We start from the raw sequence: 17,619 nt of genomic DNA, 5'->3' as shown, positions 1-17,619 counted from the left end.
ACACGTCAGCGGCCGGAAGCGCTCGCGAGGGACGCCACGGGGACGTCACTCCGCGGCGACGAGCTCCGCGATCTGGACGGCGTTCAGCGCCGCGCCCTTGCGGAGGTTGTCGTTGGCGACGAAGAGGGCGAGGCCGTGCTCCACGGTCTCGTCGGCACGGATACGGCCCACGTAGCTGGCGTCCTTGCCCGCCGCCTGAAGCGGCGTGGGGATGTCGGACAGTTCGACGCCGGGTGCGGCGGCCAGCAGTTCACGTGCCCGCTGCGGGGTGATCGCCCGCTCGAAGCGGGCGTTGACCTGGAGCGAGTGGCCGGTGAAGACCGGGACCCGCACGCAGGTGCCCGAGACCTTCAGGCCGGGGATGTCGAGGATCTTGCGGCTCTCGTTGCGGAGCTTCTGCTCCTCGTCGGTCTCGTCCAGGCCGTCCCCGACGATCGAGCCGGCCATCGGCAGCACGTTGAAGGCGATGGGGCGGTCGTACTTCTCCGGCTGCGGGAAGTCGACGGCGTCGCCGTCGAAGGTCAGCCGGGTCGCGTCGGTCTCGATCGCCTTGGACGCCTGCTCGTTCAGCTCGGCGACGCCGGCCAGGCCGCTTCCGGAGACCGCCTGGTAGGTGGCGACGACAAGTCCGCTCAGCCCCGCCTCCTCGTGCAGGGGGCGCAGCACGGGCATGGCGGCCATGGTGGTGCAGTTCGGGTTCGCGATGATCCCCTTGGGCCTGCGCCGGGCCGCCTCGGGGTTCACCTCCGAGACGACGAGCGGGACTTCCGGGTCCAGCCGCCACGCGGAGGAGTTGTCGATGACGACGGGGCCCTGCGCGGCGACCTTCTCCGCGATGGCCTTCGACGTCGAACCGCCCGCGGAGAACAGGACGACGTCCAGTCCGGAGTAGTCGGCCGTCGCGGCGTCCTCGACGGTGACCTCGCCGCCCTGCCAGGGCAGCGTGCGCCCGGCGGAACGGGCGGAGGCGAACAGCCGCAGCTGGTCGACGGGGAGTTTCCGCTCGGCCAGAATCTCCCGCATCACGCTGCCGACCTGGCCCGTGGCTCCGACGATCCCGATCCTCATGGGGCTCCTTCTGTGAGTGTCCTGTGCGGGGGCGACCGTCCCGTTCGCGCGGGGCGCGCGGGAGCGGCGCTGGCTCTTCTACCCTGCCTTGCTGCCTCTACGATCTGCCAATTCTTTGACATCGGTCACAGCCGTCCTCCGTGCAAGCATGTCCGACCATGACGAGAAGCGACGGCGACGAGGGAGGGGGCTGGCCGGACGTCGTCGGCGACACCGCCCTGTCCATCAGGGTTCCCGAAGCCGACCCACTGGTGCGTACCGGGTCCTCCGCGCACATCACCGTGCTCTACCCGTTTCTGCACGTGAGCCGGCTGGGTGAGGCCGTACACCGCGAGCTGGCTGCCCTGTTCGCCGCGCACGGGGCCTTCACGCTGTCCTTCGAGGGGTTCGGCCGCTACCCGGGGGTGCTCTATCTCGACCCTCTGCCCAAGGACCCGGTCGAAGCCCTCACCAAGGAGGTCACCCGGGCCTGGCCGGAGGCCGAGCCCTACCGGGGGATCTTCGACGGCGGGCTCGAGCCCCATCTGACGGTCGCCGTCAGCGAGGCGCCGCACGGCGACGACGCCGCGCACGAGGCCCTCGCCGCGCGGTTCGGGCCGCTGCTCCCGATATCGGCCGAGGTCACCGAGGTCGGCCTGGTCGTCTGGGACGGGTCGGGCTGGCGGGAACGCGTCTCCTATCCGCTGGGCCGGCCGGAGGGGTAGCGCCCGTCGCCCGGTCCGAAAGCCGCCAGGGCGTCCTCGGCGCTGTTGCGCGCGTGCACGTACTCGTCCGCCCACTGTGCGGCGCCCTCGAAGCCGGACTCCGCGGCGATGCGCTCGCAGGCCGCCGCGGAGTCGAACGTGGTGCGGCGCAGGGTCACTCCGTCTCCCGGGCCGAGCAGCGCCCAGTGGGCACCGGGCCGCCCGTAGGGCATGCCGACGCTTCCGGGGTTGACCACCAGCCGCCCGTGGGTGAGCCGTACGAACGGCATGTGGGTGTGGCCGCACACGACGGCCCGTACACCCGGGTCCACGTCCGCCAGCACCTCCGCCCAGCGTTCCGGACGGGAGTCGACGAGCACGGTCTCCGTGTCGTCGCGCGGAGTGGCGTGGCAGAAGAGCACCGGCCCCAGCCCGTCGACCTCCAGGAGGGCGGAACGGGGCAGCCCCGCCAGCAGTTCGACGTCGGCGGGACGCAGCTGTGCGGCGGCCCAGGCGTCGACGGGCGGGGGAGGGGGCGCCTCCGCCCCGTACGTCCCGTCTCCCGGGCCTTCCGCGTCCGGGGGCCGCCGGCTGAGCGCGACGAGCTCGCGGTCCGCGTTGCCGCTGATCAGCACGGCACGGTCGCCGAGTGCGCGCAGCAGCTCCAGCGTCTCCAGCGGCTGCGGTCCGGCGAGGAGGTCGCCGGCGACGACGACGGTGCCGGCGTCCCGCACCTCGGGCTCGGCCAGTACCGCCTCCACGGCGGGGAGGACGCCGTGGACGTCGGAGAGGACGGCGATGCGTTCAGCCATGCGGTCGATGGTGGCGTGCGGGCGGGGCGGCGGGGCGCGGTTCTGCCGAGGGCCGAGCGGAGCGGTCCCTGCCCGCCTGCCCGCCGGGCGGAGGACAGGCGGAGGCCGGGCGGAACGGGGTGCCTGCGCCTTGCCGCCGGGGCGCCCCGTGTTCGAACGCAGGGCCCCCTGTGCCGCGTGCCGGGAGCCGTCCGCGGCATGTCCCCACCGGTGGTGAGCTGCGAAGAACCATCCGACACCGTTCGAACGTAGGTTCGACTACTGGTCTATGGTGGGAGCGTTCGGCAAGCAGGGATGCGAGTGCGGTGGGAGGTGCGTGCGATGCCTGGATTCGTGCATCTCCATGTCGCCTCCGGCTTCTCCCTGCGGTACGGGGCGTCGCACCCCGAGACGCTGGCCGAGCGTGCCCGCGAGCGCGGAATGGACGCGGTCGCGCTCACCGACCGCGACACCCTCGCCGGAGCGGTGCGCTTCGCGCGGGCGAGCGCGAACGCCGGGGTGCGCCCCGTCTACGGGGCGGACCTGGCCGTCGCGGAGCGCCCGGAGCGTACGAGCGCGGTACGCCGCCGCCGTACGCCGGTCCGGGGCGGTGCCTTCATCGACGAATCGGCACAGCGGGTCGTCTTCCTCGCGGCCCGCGGCGGTGCCGGATGGGAGGGGCTGTGCCGGCTGGTGAGCGCGGCGCACGCCGGCGGAGGCGAGCGGCCCCAGCTGGAGTGGGACGACCTGGCGGCCCTGGGCGGTGCTTACGGCGGAGCGCTGACCGTGCTGCTCGGGCACGAGTCCGACGTGGGGCGCGCGCTCGCCTCCGGGCGCCCCGACAAGGCGGCACGGCTGCTGGCCGGCTGGCGGGAGATCTTCGGTGCGGCGCTGCGGCTGGAGGTCGCGGGGTGCGTACCGCTGCGGGAGTCCGCGCGGATGCTGGGGCTCGCCGCCGAGCAGGGCGTCAAGCCCGTACTGACCAACGCGGTGCGCTACGCCGACCCCAGCCAGGGCCCGGTCGCGGACGTCCTGGACGCCGCGCGGCGCCTGGTGCCCGTCGACCCGCGGAAGGGGCTGGACAGCGGCGAGCGGTGGCTGAAGGGGCCGGAGGCCATGGAGGCGGCCGCGCTGCGCGTCGCGGAAGCGGCGGGCTACCGGAGTGACGCCGCGCACCGGCTGCTGGCGCTGACCGAGGAGACCGCCGGGGACTGCCGCGTCGACCCCGAGTACGACATCGGCATCGGCCGGGTCCACTTCCCCGAGCCGTGGCTCGTGGGCGCGGACGGCGGGCGCGGGCGCCCCGGCCCGTCGATGGGTGGGTCCGCCGCCCCGAGGGGGAGCCGGGGGAGGACCGCGGAGCGTGTGCTGCGTTCGCGCTGCGCCGCGGGGATGGTGGCGCGGGGGTACGAGGGGCAGCGGAAGCGCTGGGAGCGGCTCGAACACGAGCTGGGGATCATCGAGGGGCTCGGCTTCTCCTCCTACTTCCTCACCGTCGCCCAGGTCGTACGGGACGTGCGGGCGATGGGCGTGCGGGTCGCGGCACGCGGCTCGGGGGCGGGATCCCTGGTCAACCACCTGCTGGGCATCGCGCACGCCGACCCCCTCGAACACGACCTGCTCATGGAGCGGTTCCTCTCGCCGCGCAGGGCGGCCCTCCCGGACATCGACATCGACGTGGAGTCCGCCCGGCGGCTGGAGGTCTACCGCGCCATCTTCGAGCGCTTCGGCGAGGAGCGCGTCGCCACCGTCGCCATGCCCGAGACCTACCGGGTGCGGCACGCCATCCGCGACGTGGGCGCCGCGCTGAGCATGGACCCCGCCGAGACCGACCGGCTGGCGAAGGCGTTCCCGCACATCCGGGCGCGGGACGCGCGCGCCGCGCTCGGCGAACTTCCGGAGCTGCGCGGCGTGGACGTCGAACGGTACGGCCCCCGCTTCTGGGACCTGGTCGAGTCGCTGGACGCTCTGCCCCGCGGGGTCGCCATGCACCCGTGCGGGGTGCTGCTCTCGGACTCCTCGCTCCGTGCCCGTACGCCGGTGGTGCCCACCAGCGGCGAGGTCCCCCTCAGCCCTCCGGGCGAGGGCGGGGCCCCCATCCCCATGTCGCAGTTCGACAAGGACGACGTGGAGGAGCTGGGGCTGCTCAAGCTGGACGTGCTGGGAGTGCGGATGCAGTCCGCGATGGCGCACGCCGTCGCCGAGATCGAGCGGGCGGCGGGTGAGAGGGTCGAGCTGGAGAAGGTGCCGGAGGGCGATCCGGAGACGTACGCGCTCATCCGGTCCGCGGAGACGCTCGGCTGCTTCCAGATCGAGTCGCCGGGCCAGCGTGACCTGGTCGGGAGGCTGCAGCCGGAGAGTTTCCACCATCTCGTCGTCGACATCTCGCTGTTCAGGCCGGGGCCGGTCGTCGCCGACATGGTGCGGCCCTTCATCGAGGCCCGGCACGGGCGGCGGCCCGCGAGCTACCCGCACCCGGACCTGGAGCCGGCGCTGAGCGAGACGTACGGCGTCGTGGTCTTCCACGAGCAGGTCATCGAGATCATCTCGGTCATGACCGGGTGCGGCCGGGCGATGGCCGACGAGGCGCGGCGCGCGCTCTCGGACGAGGTGCGGCAGGGGAGGGTGCGCGCCTGGTTCGGGCAGGAGGCGTCCCGGCGCGGGTACGCGGACGAGGCGGTCCAGCGGACCTGGGAGATCGTGGAGGCGTTCGGGTCCTACGGCTTCTGCAAGGCGCACGCCGTCGCGTTCGCCGTGCCCACCTACCAGTCGGCGTGGCTGAAGGCCCATCATCCCGCCGCCTTCTACGCGGGCGTGCTGGAGCACGATCCCGGGATGTATCCGAAGCGGCTGCTGCTGGCGGACGCGCGGCGGCGCGGGGTGCGGGTGCTGCCCCTGGACGTGAACCGGTCCTCGGCCGCCTATCGCATCGAACTGGTGTCTGATTCCAAGGGGGTTGAGGCTCCGTCGGGCACGCCGGAGTCCTCGGCCGCACCGGTCGCACCGGTCGCACCGGTCGCACCGGACGCGCAGGGCGGGCCTGAGGGCTCCTCCGCTTCCGCCGGCCGGTGGGGCGTACGCCTCGCCCTCGCCGAGGTGCAGGGCATCAGCGAAGCGGACGCGGAACGGATCGAGGCCGGACAGCCCTACGACTCGCTGGCCGATCTGTGGCGCCGGGCCCGCCCGCCCCGTCCCGTCGCCGAGAAGCTCGCCCAGGTGGGCGCGCTGGACGCGTTCGCCCCCGACGGCAACCGGCGCGACCTGCTGCTGCACATCGCCGAACTGCACCGCGGCCGGCGCGCCGCCTCCGGAGCGCGCGAAGGGCAGCTGGCGCTGGGAGAGGCCGCCGTGCCCGAGCCGGCCGGGCTGCCCGACCTCGACGCGGGTGAACGGCTGGGAGCGGAACTCGGCGTCCTCGGCATGGACACCTCGCGGCACCTCATGGACGACCACACCGCGTTCCTGCGGGAGTTGGGCGCGTACTCGGCGCGGGGGCTGAGGTCCGCCCGGCACGGCGAGACGGTCCTGGTCGCCGGGGCCAAGGCCGCCACCCAGACGCCGCCGATCCGGTCCGGGCGGCGTGTCATCTTCAGCACACTCGACGACGGAACGGGCCTGGTCGACCTCGCGTTCTTCGACGACGCCCACGCGGCCTGCGCCCACACCGTCTTCCACTCGTGGCTGCTGCTGGTGCGCGGGGTGGTGCAGCGGCGCGGACCGCGCAGCCTCAGCGTGGTCGGCTCGGCGGCGTGGGACCTGTCGGAACTGGTCGAACTGCGGCGCACCGGCGGCCTGGACGCCGTCGCCGCGCGTCTCGCCGAGACCCCGCCGGAGCCGGGCCCCGGCGACGGGCGGGACGCGGAACGGGGGACCGGAGAGGCAGGGAAGCCCGGACGCACGATCCAGGTCGCCCAGGGCTACGAGATGCACCCCTGGGCCGACCTGCGCCCCCCGGGTGACGCCGCCGACTCCCCGAGAGCCCTGCGCAAGCTCTGGCACTCCAGCCCGGGGAGCGCGGGATGAGCGAGCGGCCGGACGAACGACTCCACGTGCTGTACGTGCACTTCGCGGACGCCGGGAACCGCCCGGGTGCCGGGAGCCGCCCGGGCGGCGGCCCGCCGCACGGAGAAGGCGCGGGGCCCCGTGGGGAGCTCCCCGAACTCCCCGAACTCCCCGAACTCCTCGTTCTCCTCGCCGACTTCACCCCCGTCGTGCAGGCGCTGCCGCCCGATGCCGCGCTCGCCGACGTACGGGGCGCACTGCGCTACTTCGACCGCGACGCACCCGCGCTGGCCCGCCTCGTCCGCCTCCGCGCGGTGGCCCTCCACGCCACCGACTGCACCGTCGGCGTCGCCGTCAACCCGCTCCTCGCACGGATGGCGGCGCAGTCGGGCCCGCCGGGCACCGTCCGGGTGGTGCGGCCCGGGGAGGCCGCCGGGTTCCTCGCGGGCCGGCCCGTCGCCGCCCTGCACGGCATCGGCCCGTCGACCGCCCGCACCCTCTGCGCGTACGGGCTGGACACCGTCGGGAGGGTCGCCGAAGCGGAACCCGCCACCCTGCAGCGGATACTCGGCGCCAAGACGGGGCGCCGCCTCCACGAGCGCGCCCGGGGCATCGATCCGTCGTCCGTGGTCCCCAGCGCCCCCGCGCGTTCCGTCGCTTCGGAGTACCGGTTCGACCTGGACGAACTCGACGCCGCCAGCCGACGCCGCGCGCTGCTCACCCTCGCCGACGAGCTGGGCTTCCGCATGCGTACGGAGGGGCAGGCCGCCCGTACGCTGAGCCTCACCGTCCGCTATGCCGACCGGTCCACCACCACCCGCACCCGCACGCTCGCCGAACCGACCGCGCACACACCGGCGTTGACCGCCGCCGCCTACGCCCTGCACGACGCTCTCGGGCTGCAGCGGGCCCGGGTGCGGGCGGTCTCCCTGCGGGCCGGGGAGCTGACACCGGCCGAACTCGCCCCCCGGCAGCTCTCCCTGGACCCCCGCGAGGAGAAGGCCCGGCGCGCCGAGGCCGCCGTGGACCGGGCCCGTCAGCGCTTCGGCGCGTCGGCGGCCCGTCCCGCGGGGCTCGCCGACAGCCCCGATGCCGCCTGAGCGGCCGTCCGCCCGCCGCCGCGGGCTGCCGCGGACGGTCCCGGAGCAAGCCGCGGGCAGCCCGCCGCCGATCGCCCGCGCTGCGGCCGGACCCGGACTCCCGGGTCAGCTCCGCCCGGCGGCGCGCGCCGCGGCGATGCGCTGGCGGGAGACCTCGTAGAGCACGGCGGTGGCCGCGCCGGCGGCGTTGAGCGAACTGGCCGACCCCGCCATCGGGATGCGCACCGTGCGGTCGCACAGCTCGCGCCACGCCGCGCTGAGCCCCTTGGTCTCGTTCCCGACCAGCAGCAGTACGGGCCCCGTGAGGTCCGTGTCGAAGAGCTCGGCCTCGCCTTCCTCGTCCGTGCCGACCACCGTGATCCCCTGTCCGTGCTCCCGCCTCGCCTCCAGCCACCGCACGACCTCGCGGTGCGAGGGAACGCGGACGGCGGGCAGCGCGAAGAGCGAACCGGTGCTGGCGCGCACCGACTTGGGGTCGTAGACATCCGCCGCATGGCCGGTGACGATCAGCCCGTGCGCACCGAAGGCGTCGGCGGAGCGGATGACCGTCCCGATGTTCCCCGGGCCCGTGGGCCGGTCGAACAGCACACCCAGGAAGTCGCCGCCCGCCTCGATGCGGGAGAGGTCGTCGGGGGGCATCTCCACCGCCGCGACGACTTCGGGAGCCGACTCGTTCTTCTCGCCCAGCTCGGCGAGGAGGCGGGGGTCCATCGCCACGCGCTCCGCGGGGACGTCGCGCAGCAGCTCCTCGGCCCAGCGTGACAGCGGGCGCTCTGTCGAGTGGATCAACGTCCGTACGGGCCAGCCCTGTTGGACGGCGACGCTGATGGGCCGTACGCCCTGGACGAGGAACTCACCGCTCCTCTGGCGCTTGTTCCTGTTGCTCAGCAGCGACTGCCACTGCTGGAAACGGGCGTTGCGGGAGGTGATCCGCTGAACCACGCGTGTCCTTCCGCTCCTGGTCGGCCGGTGGATGGGTGCCGCGGAAGCCTACACGGGCCCGGGGTCGTCACTGAATCTTCACAAGCAGACCTATGGCCCTGCCAAGTTACCGCTACGTAAATTGACGGTGCTTCGGCAATGTGACCCAGGTCACCCCCTGTGGCCCTCATGCAACCCCCAGTAACCCCGCGCCCCCCACCACGAGGCCACGTCCCCCTCACCCCCACGAGGAGACGGCATGAAGCTGTCCTGGAAACACGCCCGCACGCCCGCCGCCGCCGCGGTGGTCGCCCTCGCTGTGGCCCTGCCCGTCACTTCGGCGGGTGCCACGGCGGCGGACCCCTCCGCCCCTGCTCCCACGGCCAAGACAGCGAAGAAGCACGCCGAGAAGGAAGCCGCCGAGAAGAACGCCGCCAAGAAGGACGCCGCGGCGAAGGCGGCGGGCGGCGGCTGGAACGACTACGACTGCAAGCCCTCCGAGGAACACCCCCGGCCCGTCGTCCTCGTCCACGGCACCGGAGGCAACGCCGTCGACAACTGGCTCGGTCTCGCCCCGTACTTGAAGAACCGCGGCTACTGCGTCTTCTCCCTCGACTACGGCAAGTACAACGGCATCCCGCTGATCTACGGCCTCGGCCCGATAGAGAAGTCGGCCGAGGAACTGGCCGCGTTCGTCGAGAAGGTGCGCGGTGCGACCGGTACCGGCAAGGTCGACATCGTGGGCCACTCGCAGGGCGGCATGATGCCCCGCTACTACCTGAAGTTCCTCGACGGTGCCGACAAGGTGAACGCCCTGGTCGGTATCGCACCGAGCAACCACGGAACGACGCTCAGCGGGCTCACGAAACTGGTCGACCTCATTCCGCCGGTGGGGGACGCGATCGAGGACCTCGGCCCCTCGCTGATGCAGCAGAAGGAGGGTTCGGACTTCATCAAGCGTCTCAACGAGGGCGGGGACACCGTGCCCGGCGTGAAGTACACGGTGATCGCCACCAAGTACGACGAGGTCGTCACGCCGTACAAGACGCAGTTCCTCGAGGGGCCGGACGTCGAGAACGTCGTGGTGCAGGACCTCTGCCCGGCCGACATCTCCGAGCACCTCATGGTGGCGCTGACCGACAGGGTGGCCTGGCACGAGACGGCCAACGCCCTCGACCCGGAGAACGCCACCGAGACGACCTGCCTCTCCTAGAGCCTCACGTCACCAGGCGCCGAAGGCGGTTCTCCGCACGGCCCCGCGTCCGCCCGGATCCGCTGTCCCGGTAGGCGCCGGGGCCGTCTGCGCACGGAACCGGGCCGCGCCTCCCGCCCGCCGGGCCGGAGCAGCCGAGCGGGAGTGCTACCCCTCGTACAGCCTCTCGGCGTACGAGGGGCCGTAGTGCTCCTCCAGTACCTCCAGCGGCTCGTCCGGCCTCTCCAGCGCCTTCGAGATCCGGGCCCGGCCCGGGAGGGCGTCCGGCCGCCAGGTTCCCGGGTCCCACGCGCAGGAGCGCAGGAAGGCCTTGGAGCAGTGGTGGAAGATCTCTTCGATCTCCACCACGAGCGCCACGGCGGGCCGGTGGCCCCTGACCGTCATGCCGTCCAGGAACGGCGCCTCGCGCACGATGCGCGCCCTGCCGTTGATCCGCAGGGTGTCACCGCGGCCCGGCAGCAGGTGGATCAGGCCCACGTGCGGATTGACGAGAACGTTCCTGAACCCGTCGAGCCGCTTGTTGCCGGGCCGTTCCGGGATGGCGACCGTGCGGTCGTCGAGCACCCTCACGAACCCGGGCGGATCGCCCTTCGGGGAGACGTCGCACGTACCGTCGCTCCCCGAAGTGGCGATCAGGCACAGCGGCGAGTGCGCGAGCCACTCACGGTCGACCGCGTGCAGCGAGGTCCGTGCCTTCTGCGCGGCGTAGGGGGCCGGAGAGCCCAGCAGTTCGACCAGTTCGGCCTCAGAGGTGACTTCCCGCATCGGCGTGGCCGGCCCCAGCGGCTCCATCCGGCGTCCCCCGTTCCGTAGACCGCGTACGAGTCCCGTACGCCCGGTTCGTACTCGCACTTTACGAGCACGGCTCAGCCCCTGCCACGGCCGGCGGCCCGGCGGCGGAGACCGGCCAGCATCAGCGCGCCGCCCAGGAGGAGCACGGATCCTCCGGCTGCGGCGATGGTGCCGGTATGCGTCTCGGCGCCCGTGTCGGCCAGTTGCGTCTTCGGTGCGGGAGCCGCGGGGCGGGAGGCGCTGCTCTCAGGGGAGCCGGTGCCTTCCTCGTGCGCGCCGTGGCCGTGGGCTCCCGAGTGGCCGCCGCCCCTGCCCTCGTTCTCCACTGTCGACTTCTCGAATCCTTCCGATACCTGCCCGGAGTCGGGCACGGTCGCAGCCTGCGTCGAGGACGTGGTGGGGGCGCCGCCGCTGCCGGTCCTGCCGCCGCCGAACGTCACATCGGAGCAGGTGTAGAACGCCTCGGGGCTGTCGGAGCGCTGCCAGATGGAGAAGATGAGGTGCCGGCCGCTGCGCTGGGGGACCTTGCCCTCGAACGTGTAGGCGCCGCCCTGCAGTTGGGGGTCGGTGCTCTTCGCGAAGGGCTTGGATTCGAGGTCCGACCACTTCAGCGGCTCGGAGGCGTCGTAGCCGGACCTGGTGATGTACAGCTCGAAGGAGCCCTTGTGCGGCGCCGTCGCCTGGTAGGAGAACGTGTGGGTGCCGGCGCTCATCCTGGAGGCCGGCCAGTCCGTGCGGGGCAGGTCGAGGCCCTTGTACTTGTCGCGGCCGGCGCTGCACAGCTTCCCGTCGGGGATGATCTCCTTGTGCCTGCCCGCCGCGTCGGGGATGTTGACCTCGTTCCAGTCGTAGAACGCCTGGGTGCCGCTTGCCTGTACGGCGGCCTTGCACGCAGCGGAACGGGGGTTCTCGGGGCCCTCCGCGAAACACGTCGAGACGCGGCTGACGGGGTCGGTCATGGATCCGTGTGCACCGGCGGGCACCGCGCTCAGCATCGTGAGTGCCAGGGGCGCCGCGCCCAGGGCCGCTATGCGTGCCACCGTACGACGAGCAGACATCTTGTGACTCCTGAAGGTGGGGGGTTGACGCATACGGCCCCGGCCTCCCCGTGGGGGCACGGAGGCCGGGGCCACTTGCAAGTTAGCGCCGCTCAGCTGCTGTTTCAGCAGTCGGAGCCTTCAACTGCCCATCCTTATGGTCCGCTTAAGGGACGGCTCACGGTCGGTTAAAGCTGGGGCGTCCCCGCGCCGGGACGGGCCGCACCGCCCGCCGTCAGGGAGCCCGGCGGGGCGGTCCCGCCGAACTGCACCGAGCGCTTGGCCAGTCCGGCCCAGAACCCGTCGATGACGGTGCGGGCTCCGCCGATGTCGGCCTCGCCCGCGCCGAGCGCGACGAACAGCGGCGCGAAGTGCTCGCTGCGCGGATGGGCGATCCGGCCCGCGGGAGCCTTGCGCTCGAAGTCGAGCAGGGCGTCCACGTCGCCGCGGGCGAGGGTCTCCCGGCCCCAGTCGTCGAACTCCCGTGACCAGCCGGGGGCTTCGTCGACGCCGCTGCCCCATCGCAGGCCGTTCAGATTGTGCGTGAAGAAGCCGCTTCCGACGATGAGGACCCCTTCGTCCCGCAGAGGGGCGAGCCTGCGGCCGATCCGGAGCAACTGCTCGGGGTCGAGCGTGGGCATCGACATCTGCAGCACCGGCACGTCGGCGTCCGGGTACATCTGGACGAGAGGCACGTACGCCCCGTGGTCGAGTCCTCGTCCTGAGTCCTCGTGGACGGTGGAGCCGGCGAGCAGCGCCCGTACGCGCGCGGCCAGTCCGGGAGCACCGGGCGCCGGATAGCGCACCTGGTAGTAGCGCTCCGGGAAGCCCCAGAAGTCGTACACCAGCGGCAGCGTCCGCGTCGCCGAGAGGGAGAGGGGAGCCGACTCCCAGTGCGCCGACACCATGAGCACGGCCTTGGGCAGCGGCAACCGGGCGCTCCACGCGGCGAGTTGGGACGTCCACAGGGCGTCGTCGGCCAGCGGCGGCGCGCCGTGGCTCAGATAGAGCACCGGCATCGGGACGCTTCCCGCGTCCGCCTGCGCGGCGGTTCCGGGGGCGCGGGCGGGCGCGTCGTGCGTGCCGGCCCTGTGCTGCGGGTGAGTCATGGCGTTTCAGCCTTCTCGGGGACGGTGCCCCGGCCGGAGCGCGGACGGGCCGGGGCACCGGATCGTGCGGTGGACGGGCAGGGGGTCTCAGCCCCGGAGCAGCAGGACGACCGCGGCCGTCACGACGCCCAGCACGAGAGCTGCGACGCCCCGGGAGAGGCTGTGCGTGCGGAGCGCGGGCAGCAGGCGGTCGACCGCGTAGCGTCCCGGGCCGGTCAGGGTGAGTGCGGCGGCACCTGCCGCGAGCAGCACCTCGTACTCGACTCCTTCGGATGCGAAGAAGCCGCCGCCCCATCTCACTGCGAGCGCGTTGAGCATCGTGCCGAGCACGGCCGCGCCTGCCAGAGGGGTGAGCAGCCCCAGCGCGAGGGCGAGGCCGCCGAGTGTCTCCGTCAGCGCCGCGACCAGCGCCATCGCCTCCGGCGCGGGGTAACCGGAGGACGCGAAGAACTGGCCTGTGCCCTCCAGCCCGGGCCCGTCGAACCAGCCGAACAGCTTCTGCGCGCCGTGTGCCGCCATCGTCAGGCCGAGTGCGAGACGCAGCACCAGCAGCCCGGCTCCGTGGGCGTGCTCCGTTTCCGTGCCGGGGCGTCCGGCCGGGCGGGCCGGGGAGGCCGGAGCGGTGGCGGACGGGTCGCTGAAGGCGGTCTGAGGGGATGTCATCCCGTGAACTCCCTGGTCGTCATCGGTGCGCCGGACCTGCCCCGCGCCTTGTGCCGCCGGCGGGGTGCCGGGGTCGGGGAAGGGCAGTAGTTCAAATTTGAACTCGCTCGTCGACCCTATCCGGTGATTCGAATTTGAACAACCCTAGGATGGTTCCATGAACGAACCCCGGTGGCTGGACGCACGCGAGATGGCTGCCTGGCAGGGCTTCCTGCTGGCGAGCAACCGGGTCGGCCACCACCTGGAGCAGCAGCTCAAGGAGGGCAGCGGCCTCTCCCACCCGCAGTACGAGATCCTCGTCCACCTCGGCGAGGCGCCCGGCGGGGAGATCCGCATGACCGAACTCGCCCGGAACGTGGTCACCTCCAAGAGCGGCCTCACGTACCAGGTCGGCCGGCTGGAGAAGCGCGGCCTCGTGCGCCGCCGTTCCTGCCCCACCGACGTGCGCGGTGTCTACGCGGTGCTCACGGACGAGGGCCGGCGCGTGCTGGAGGAGGCCGCGCCTGGTCACGTCGCCGCCGTGCGGGAGGCTCTGATCGACGTGCTCGACGGAGCCGAGCTGAAGCTTCTCGCGGAAGGGCTGGGGCGGGTCGCCCGCAGGCTCGATCCCGACGGGGAGGCAGAGGCGTCCGGGCCGGACAGGGGTGATGAACAGGGCGAGTGAGCGGCAGTGGTGCAGTTGCCGTGATCCGCCGCGAAACGTCCCGAACCTGTCCGGTTCTGGAACCAACCGCGCGCTGATCGGCGTTGTGTTCAACAACATAGGGAAAGCGCAAGGGCGGTCAGGGCACAATCGCAGGCGCGTGCGCGGGAAGGGAGCGGACGCGAGCAGACCGGGCGAGTAGGCGGAAGGGGTGCACGGTGAACCTGCTGGATGTGTTGCTGCTGCTCGCGGTAGTGGTCTTCTCCGTCTCCGGCTACCAGCGCGGACTCGTCGCCGGTTGCGTCTCGCTCGCCGGATTCGTGGGCGGGGCCGTGGTCGGCGTGTGGCTCCTGCCGTTCGTCCTGAAGAAGGTGGCGCCCGGCACCACCGAGGCGACGGTCGTGGCGCTGCTGACCGTGCTCGTGCCGGCCGCCGTGGGCCAAGCCGTCGCCTCCCCGCTGGGGTGGCGCCTGCGCAGCTCCATGAGCTGGACGCCGGTGCGCTGGGCCGACGGGGCCGGGGGAGTGGCCGTCAACACGGCCGCGGTCCTCGTCGTCGGCTGGGTCGCCGCGAGCGCCCTCGCCGTCTCGCCCTCGCCCGTGCTCAACCAGGAGATCCGCAGCTCCCAGATCCTCGGCATGGTGCAGGACCGCATGCCGGACCAGGCATCCACATGGTTCAACGACGCCGCGGGAGCGCTGGCCACCGCCGGGTTCCCCCCTGTCTTCAACCCCTTCGAGAACGAACCGGGAGCCACGGTCGCGAAACCCTCTGGTGACTCCGTCACGCGAGCGGCCACCGAGGCGGCAAAGCGCAGCACCGTCAAGGTCGAGGGCGTGGCCGACGTCGAAGGAGGGGCGCGCGGGCAGGAGGGCAGCGGCTTCGTCTACAGGAGCCAGCACGTGATGACCAACGCGCACGTCGTCGCCGGTGTCGACGAACCGACAGTGCGCGTCGGCGGCGTCGGCACACGGTACGAGGCGCGGGTCGTGGTCTTCGACTCCGCGACCGACGTGGCCGTCCTCGCCGTACCAGGGTTGCAGGCACCCGCGCTGGAGTTCGCGGGCGACGCCTCCCGCGGAGCTCCGGGCGTCGTCGCGGGCTATCCGCAGAACGGCAGCCTCGACCTGCGGGCCGCCGCCGTGGCGCAGCGGGTGACGGCGCAGGGCCAGGACATCTACGGCGACAACCTCAGTACGCGCGACATCTACGCGATCCGCTCCACCGTCCGTCCGGGCAACTCCGGGGGCCCGTTGCTGAGCAAGGACGGCAAGGTGCTCGGCGTCATCTTCGCCCGCTCCACCAGCGACGCGGGGACCGGATACGCCCTCACGGCCGACCAGGTCAAGGGGCACGCCCAGAGAGGCATTCACAACAACCAGCCGGTGGACACCGGCAACCGCGCTGCGCTCTGAGACCGGAGCCGCAGCACGGCTCTCCGCACAACACCGCTCCGTACGGCACCGCTCCGTACGGCACGGAGACCGCGCCGGGGGCGGCCGCGTCCGGGGCCCCGGACGCCTGGGGGAGAATCGGCACCGCGCTTCCGTGCCCGCCCCGACAGATCCGGAGACCACGTGCCGTTGCAGATCGCCATCGACCCCGGGGTGCCGGACGCCCCCTACGAGCAGCTCCGCTCCCAGATCTCCGACCAGGCGCGCAGCGGCAAGCTGCCCACGGGCTACAAGCTTCCGACGGTGCGCGGCCTCGCCGAGGAGCTGGGTCTCGCAGCGAACACCGTCGCCAAGGCCTACCGCGCGCTGGAGTCCGACGGCGTCATCGAGACGCGCGGACGGCACGGCACGTTCGTCGCGGCAGCCGGGGACGCGGCGGCCAGGGAGGCGGCGGAGGCGGCGGAGTCGTACGTACGGCGAGTGCGGCGCCTCGGCCTGGACCGTGGAGCCGCACTCGCCGCCGTCGAGGACGCCCTGCGCGCGACGTACGACTGATCGGATCCGGAGCCGGAGCCCGGTCCGGGACGGGCGGAGTCGGGCCGGGGGATACCCGGCGGCGCGGTTCGCAGGGCGGCCGGAGTTCCGAACTCCCGTCTGCCGAGGATCAGTCGAGCTTGTCGACGGCGGTCCTCGTCGTCTGCTTGAAAGCGGGGACGGGGGCCTGTCCGAGGTCGCCCATCTCGCCCCAGCGGACGACGGTCACGGTCCTCCCGCTGCGGCCGACGCCGAAGAGGTGCACGCTCGGCTCGGACTCGGGCACCGAGACATGCACCCCGTAGACGCGGGCGCCGTCGCCGGCCGCCACCTTGCCGTACTTCTGCCAGGACGCCGTGCCGCCCGGTGTCTCCCGGAGCCAGTCCGCGGCGCAGGCGGCGACCCTCTTCTCCAGGGAGCGGGCCAGCTTCGCCGCGGCCGCCGCGTTCCGGGAGACGACGCTGATCTGCGTCGCGTTGGTGTCCAACTCCGTGTGGTACTCGCGGTGGTGGCTGCCTGCCGAGGGCAGTGCGCCGTCGACGCAGAACGGCTGCTCGGGCAGGCCCGACGTGACCTTCCCCGCGAACCAGGCCGAGGAGGAGTGCGGAGGCAGGTCTCCGGGTGCGAGGAAGCCGGGCGCCCGGGTCTTCTTCGCCGGCTCCGCGGCGGCTCCCGGGCCGCTCGCCGCCAGCGTGAGGCCGAGGGCCGCCACGGCCGCGAGCGTGCCGGCCAGGGCCGGACGGGATGACTGCATGCGCATGTTCAGGACCTTTCCCCCGTATATGTACTGTCGCCCCATCAGACATGCGAAGCCGCTGAAGGGTTGTACCGCCACGGAAGGTGAAAAGGGGGCGAAGTGCTGCTCAACTGCCCAGCGCTCACGCCCGGTCGGGCACCGCGCCGCCTGAACAGGTCCACCGCCCGGGCCGCGCGTCGTGTCCCGTGGAGCAGGCGGACCGCGCAGATCACACGTGTCTGCCTGCCTGCCGGTCCCGCCGGTTCGCGATCCCGCCCGTCCGGGGGTCAGGAAGGTGAGGACTGCGGCGTCGTCCGCGTGAGGAGCCTCGTGCGGGCCTCCATCAGCGCGAAGCCCAGCAGGTTGAGCCCCCGCCACTGCGCGGGGTCACGGACCCGCTCGTCGTCGGCCGGCAGACCCACGCCCCACACCCGGTCCAGCGGGCTCGCCTCCACCAGGACGCGGCTGTTGGTGCCCAGCAGGTACTCGCGCAGTTCGGCGTGGTGCTCGAACTTCCGCGCGTTGCCCTCGACGACGATGCCGTAGCGCTCGCGCTCCCACACCTCCTGGTCGAAGCCCTTCACCTTGCGCCCCACCGCCTTGGCCTGCCGAGGGCCGGGGGCCGCGACCGCGCGGCGTTCCGCCTCCGCGTCTCCGAAGAGGCGGGCCTTCCGGGCCATCATCCAGTGCTCTGCCGTGGCGTACTCGACGCCCTCGGCCGTGAAAGGAGCCGGCCACCACTGGCTCAGGCAGCCCTTGCCGGCACCACCGTCCCGGAGGGGCTGATGTCCCCAGAAGTAGAGGTACTTGAAGCGCTCACCCCGCGCCGAGCGCTCCACGAGTTCCGCGACGTTATCGACCATGCGGAGATTCTGGCAGCGGCCACCGACATCGCACGACTCGTTATCGCCGGCACGTACGGCACGCACGGCG

General features: G+C 72.8%; 16 protein-coding genes. 7 read left to right on the top strand and 9 right to left on the bottom strand.

Annotated elements, in window-relative coordinates; translation table 11 throughout:
* Window positions 1-45: 45 nt before the first annotated feature.
* The gene (locus H181DRAFT_RS24590; RefSeq protein ID WP_045866590.1) at window positions 46-1,068 is read right to left on the bottom strand and encodes an aspartate-semialdehyde dehydrogenase; all 1,023 of its coding nucleotides are present in this window, start codon (window positions 1,066-1,068) and stop codon (window positions 46-48) included.
* A 158-nt stretch (window positions 1,069-1,226) separates the two neighbouring features.
* On the opposite strand from H181DRAFT_RS24590, the gene H181DRAFT_RS24585 reads away from it, so the two are divergent.
* A complete protein-coding gene (locus tag H181DRAFT_RS24585; RefSeq protein ID WP_045866589.1) occupies window positions 1,227-1,772 on the top strand; it encodes a 2'-5' RNA ligase family protein in 546 nt (181 codons plus the stop codon).
* Here H181DRAFT_RS24585 and H181DRAFT_RS24580 read toward each other — a convergent pair.
* Window positions 1,745-2,563: a metallophosphoesterase family protein gene (locus H181DRAFT_RS24580; protein ID WP_045866588.1), complete on the bottom strand. Its 819-nt coding sequence runs from the start codon at window positions 2,561-2,563 to the stop codon at window positions 1,745-1,747. The genes H181DRAFT_RS24585 and H181DRAFT_RS24580 overlap by 28 nt on opposite strands.
* A gap of 321 nt (window positions 2,564-2,884) precedes the next feature.
* Here H181DRAFT_RS24580 and H181DRAFT_RS24575 point away from each other — a divergent pair, with 321 nt between their 5' ends.
* Complete coding sequence (locus H181DRAFT_RS24575) at window positions 2,885-6,565, top strand: DNA polymerase III subunit alpha (RefSeq protein WP_045866587.1); 3,681 nt, start codon at window positions 2,885-2,887, stop codon at window positions 6,563-6,565.
* Complete coding sequence (locus H181DRAFT_RS24570) at window positions 6,562-7,644, top strand: DNA polymerase Y family protein (protein WP_078895941.1); 1,083 nt, start codon at window positions 6,562-6,564, stop codon at window positions 7,642-7,644. The genes H181DRAFT_RS24575 and H181DRAFT_RS24570 overlap by 4 nt, the downstream gene beginning before the upstream one ends.
* Window positions 7,645-7,749: 105 nt before the next feature.
* On the opposite strand, the gene H181DRAFT_RS24565 is transcribed toward H181DRAFT_RS24570, so the two are convergent.
* Window positions 7,750-8,586 (bottom strand): RNA methyltransferase, encoded by an 837-nt coding sequence (locus H181DRAFT_RS24565; RefSeq protein WP_045866585.1) that lies wholly within the window; start codon window positions 8,584-8,586, stop codon window positions 7,750-7,752.
* A 238-nt stretch (window positions 8,587-8,824) separates the two neighbouring features.
* Here H181DRAFT_RS24565 and H181DRAFT_RS24560 point away from each other — a divergent pair, with 238 nt between their 5' ends.
* On the top strand, window positions 8,825-9,778 hold the full coding sequence (locus H181DRAFT_RS24560) for an esterase/lipase family protein (RefSeq protein ID WP_045866584.1): 954 nt from the start codon (window positions 8,825-8,827) through the stop codon (window positions 9,776-9,778).
* A gap of 147 nt (window positions 9,779-9,925) precedes the next feature.
* Here H181DRAFT_RS24560 and H181DRAFT_RS24555 read toward each other — a convergent pair whose 3' ends face one another.
* The 4 genes from H181DRAFT_RS24555 to H181DRAFT_RS24540 all read right to left on the bottom strand — a co-directional run bounded on the left by H181DRAFT_RS24555 (window position 9,926) and on the right by H181DRAFT_RS24540 (window position 13,379).
* Window positions 9,926-10,570 (bottom strand): pyridoxamine 5'-phosphate oxidase family protein, encoded by a 645-nt coding sequence (locus tag H181DRAFT_RS24555; protein ID WP_045866583.1) that lies wholly within the window; start codon window positions 10,568-10,570, stop codon window positions 9,926-9,928.
* Between the two features lie 74 nt (window positions 10,571-10,644).
* Window positions 10,645-11,628, bottom strand: coding sequence for a lytic polysaccharide monooxygenase auxiliary activity family 9 protein (locus tag H181DRAFT_RS24550; protein ID WP_045866582.1), 984 nt, complete (start codon window positions 11,626-11,628; stop codon window positions 10,645-10,647).
* Window positions 11,629-11,795: 167 nt separating this feature from the next.
* Window positions 11,796-12,626, bottom strand: a complete 831-nt coding sequence (locus H181DRAFT_RS24545; RefSeq protein ID WP_199810846.1) for a dioxygenase family protein — start codon at window positions 12,624-12,626, stop codon at window positions 11,796-11,798.
* Window positions 12,627-12,803: 177 nt separating this feature from the next.
* Window positions 12,804-13,379 (bottom strand): DoxX family protein, encoded by a 576-nt coding sequence (locus tag H181DRAFT_RS24540; RefSeq protein ID WP_045866581.1) that lies wholly within the window; start codon window positions 13,377-13,379, stop codon window positions 12,804-12,806.
* Between the two features lie 157 nt (window positions 13,380-13,536).
* Here H181DRAFT_RS24540 and H181DRAFT_RS24535 point away from each other — a divergent pair, with 157 nt between their 5' ends.
* From H181DRAFT_RS24535 to H181DRAFT_RS24525, 3 genes are all read left to right on the top strand, one after another.
* On the top strand, window positions 13,537-14,043 hold the full coding sequence (locus H181DRAFT_RS24535) for a MarR family winged helix-turn-helix transcriptional regulator (protein ID WP_045866580.1): 507 nt from the start codon (window positions 13,537-13,539) through the stop codon (window positions 14,041-14,043).
* A gap of 197 nt (window positions 14,044-14,240) precedes the next feature.
* A complete protein-coding gene (locus tag H181DRAFT_RS24530) occupies window positions 14,241-15,437 on the top strand; it encodes a MarP family serine protease (protein ID WP_045866579.1) in 1,197 nt (398 codons plus the stop codon).
* A gap of 162 nt (window positions 15,438-15,599) precedes the next feature.
* Window positions 15,600-15,971, top strand: coding sequence for a GntR family transcriptional regulator (locus tag H181DRAFT_RS24525; RefSeq protein WP_045866578.1), 372 nt, complete (start codon window positions 15,600-15,602; stop codon window positions 15,969-15,971).
* Window positions 15,972-16,080: 109 nt separating this feature from the next.
* Here the strand turns inward: H181DRAFT_RS24525 and H181DRAFT_RS24520 are convergent, their stop codons facing one another.
* Both H181DRAFT_RS24520 and H181DRAFT_RS24515 read right to left on the bottom strand, forming a co-directional pair.
* Window positions 16,081-16,710, bottom strand: coding sequence for a hypothetical protein (locus H181DRAFT_RS24520; RefSeq protein ID WP_052708707.1), 630 nt, complete (start codon window positions 16,708-16,710; stop codon window positions 16,081-16,083).
* A 263-nt stretch (window positions 16,711-16,973) separates the two neighbouring features.
* Window positions 16,974-17,549 carry an NADAR family protein gene (locus H181DRAFT_RS24515; RefSeq protein ID WP_045866577.1) on the bottom strand — a complete coding sequence of 192 codons (576 nt, stop codon included), beginning with the start codon at window positions 17,547-17,549 and terminating at the stop codon, window positions 16,974-16,976.
* Window positions 17,550-17,619 lie beyond the last annotated feature (70 nt).

Origin of the sequence: Streptomyces sp. WMMB 714 (genome assembly GCF_900090125.1) — a bacterium.
GTDB lineage: Bacteria > Actinomycetota > Actinomycetes > Streptomycetales > Streptomycetaceae > Streptomyces > Streptomyces daqingensis.
Note: the sequence above shows the minus strand (reverse complement) of the source record. Positions and strands in the feature narration are given on the sequence as shown.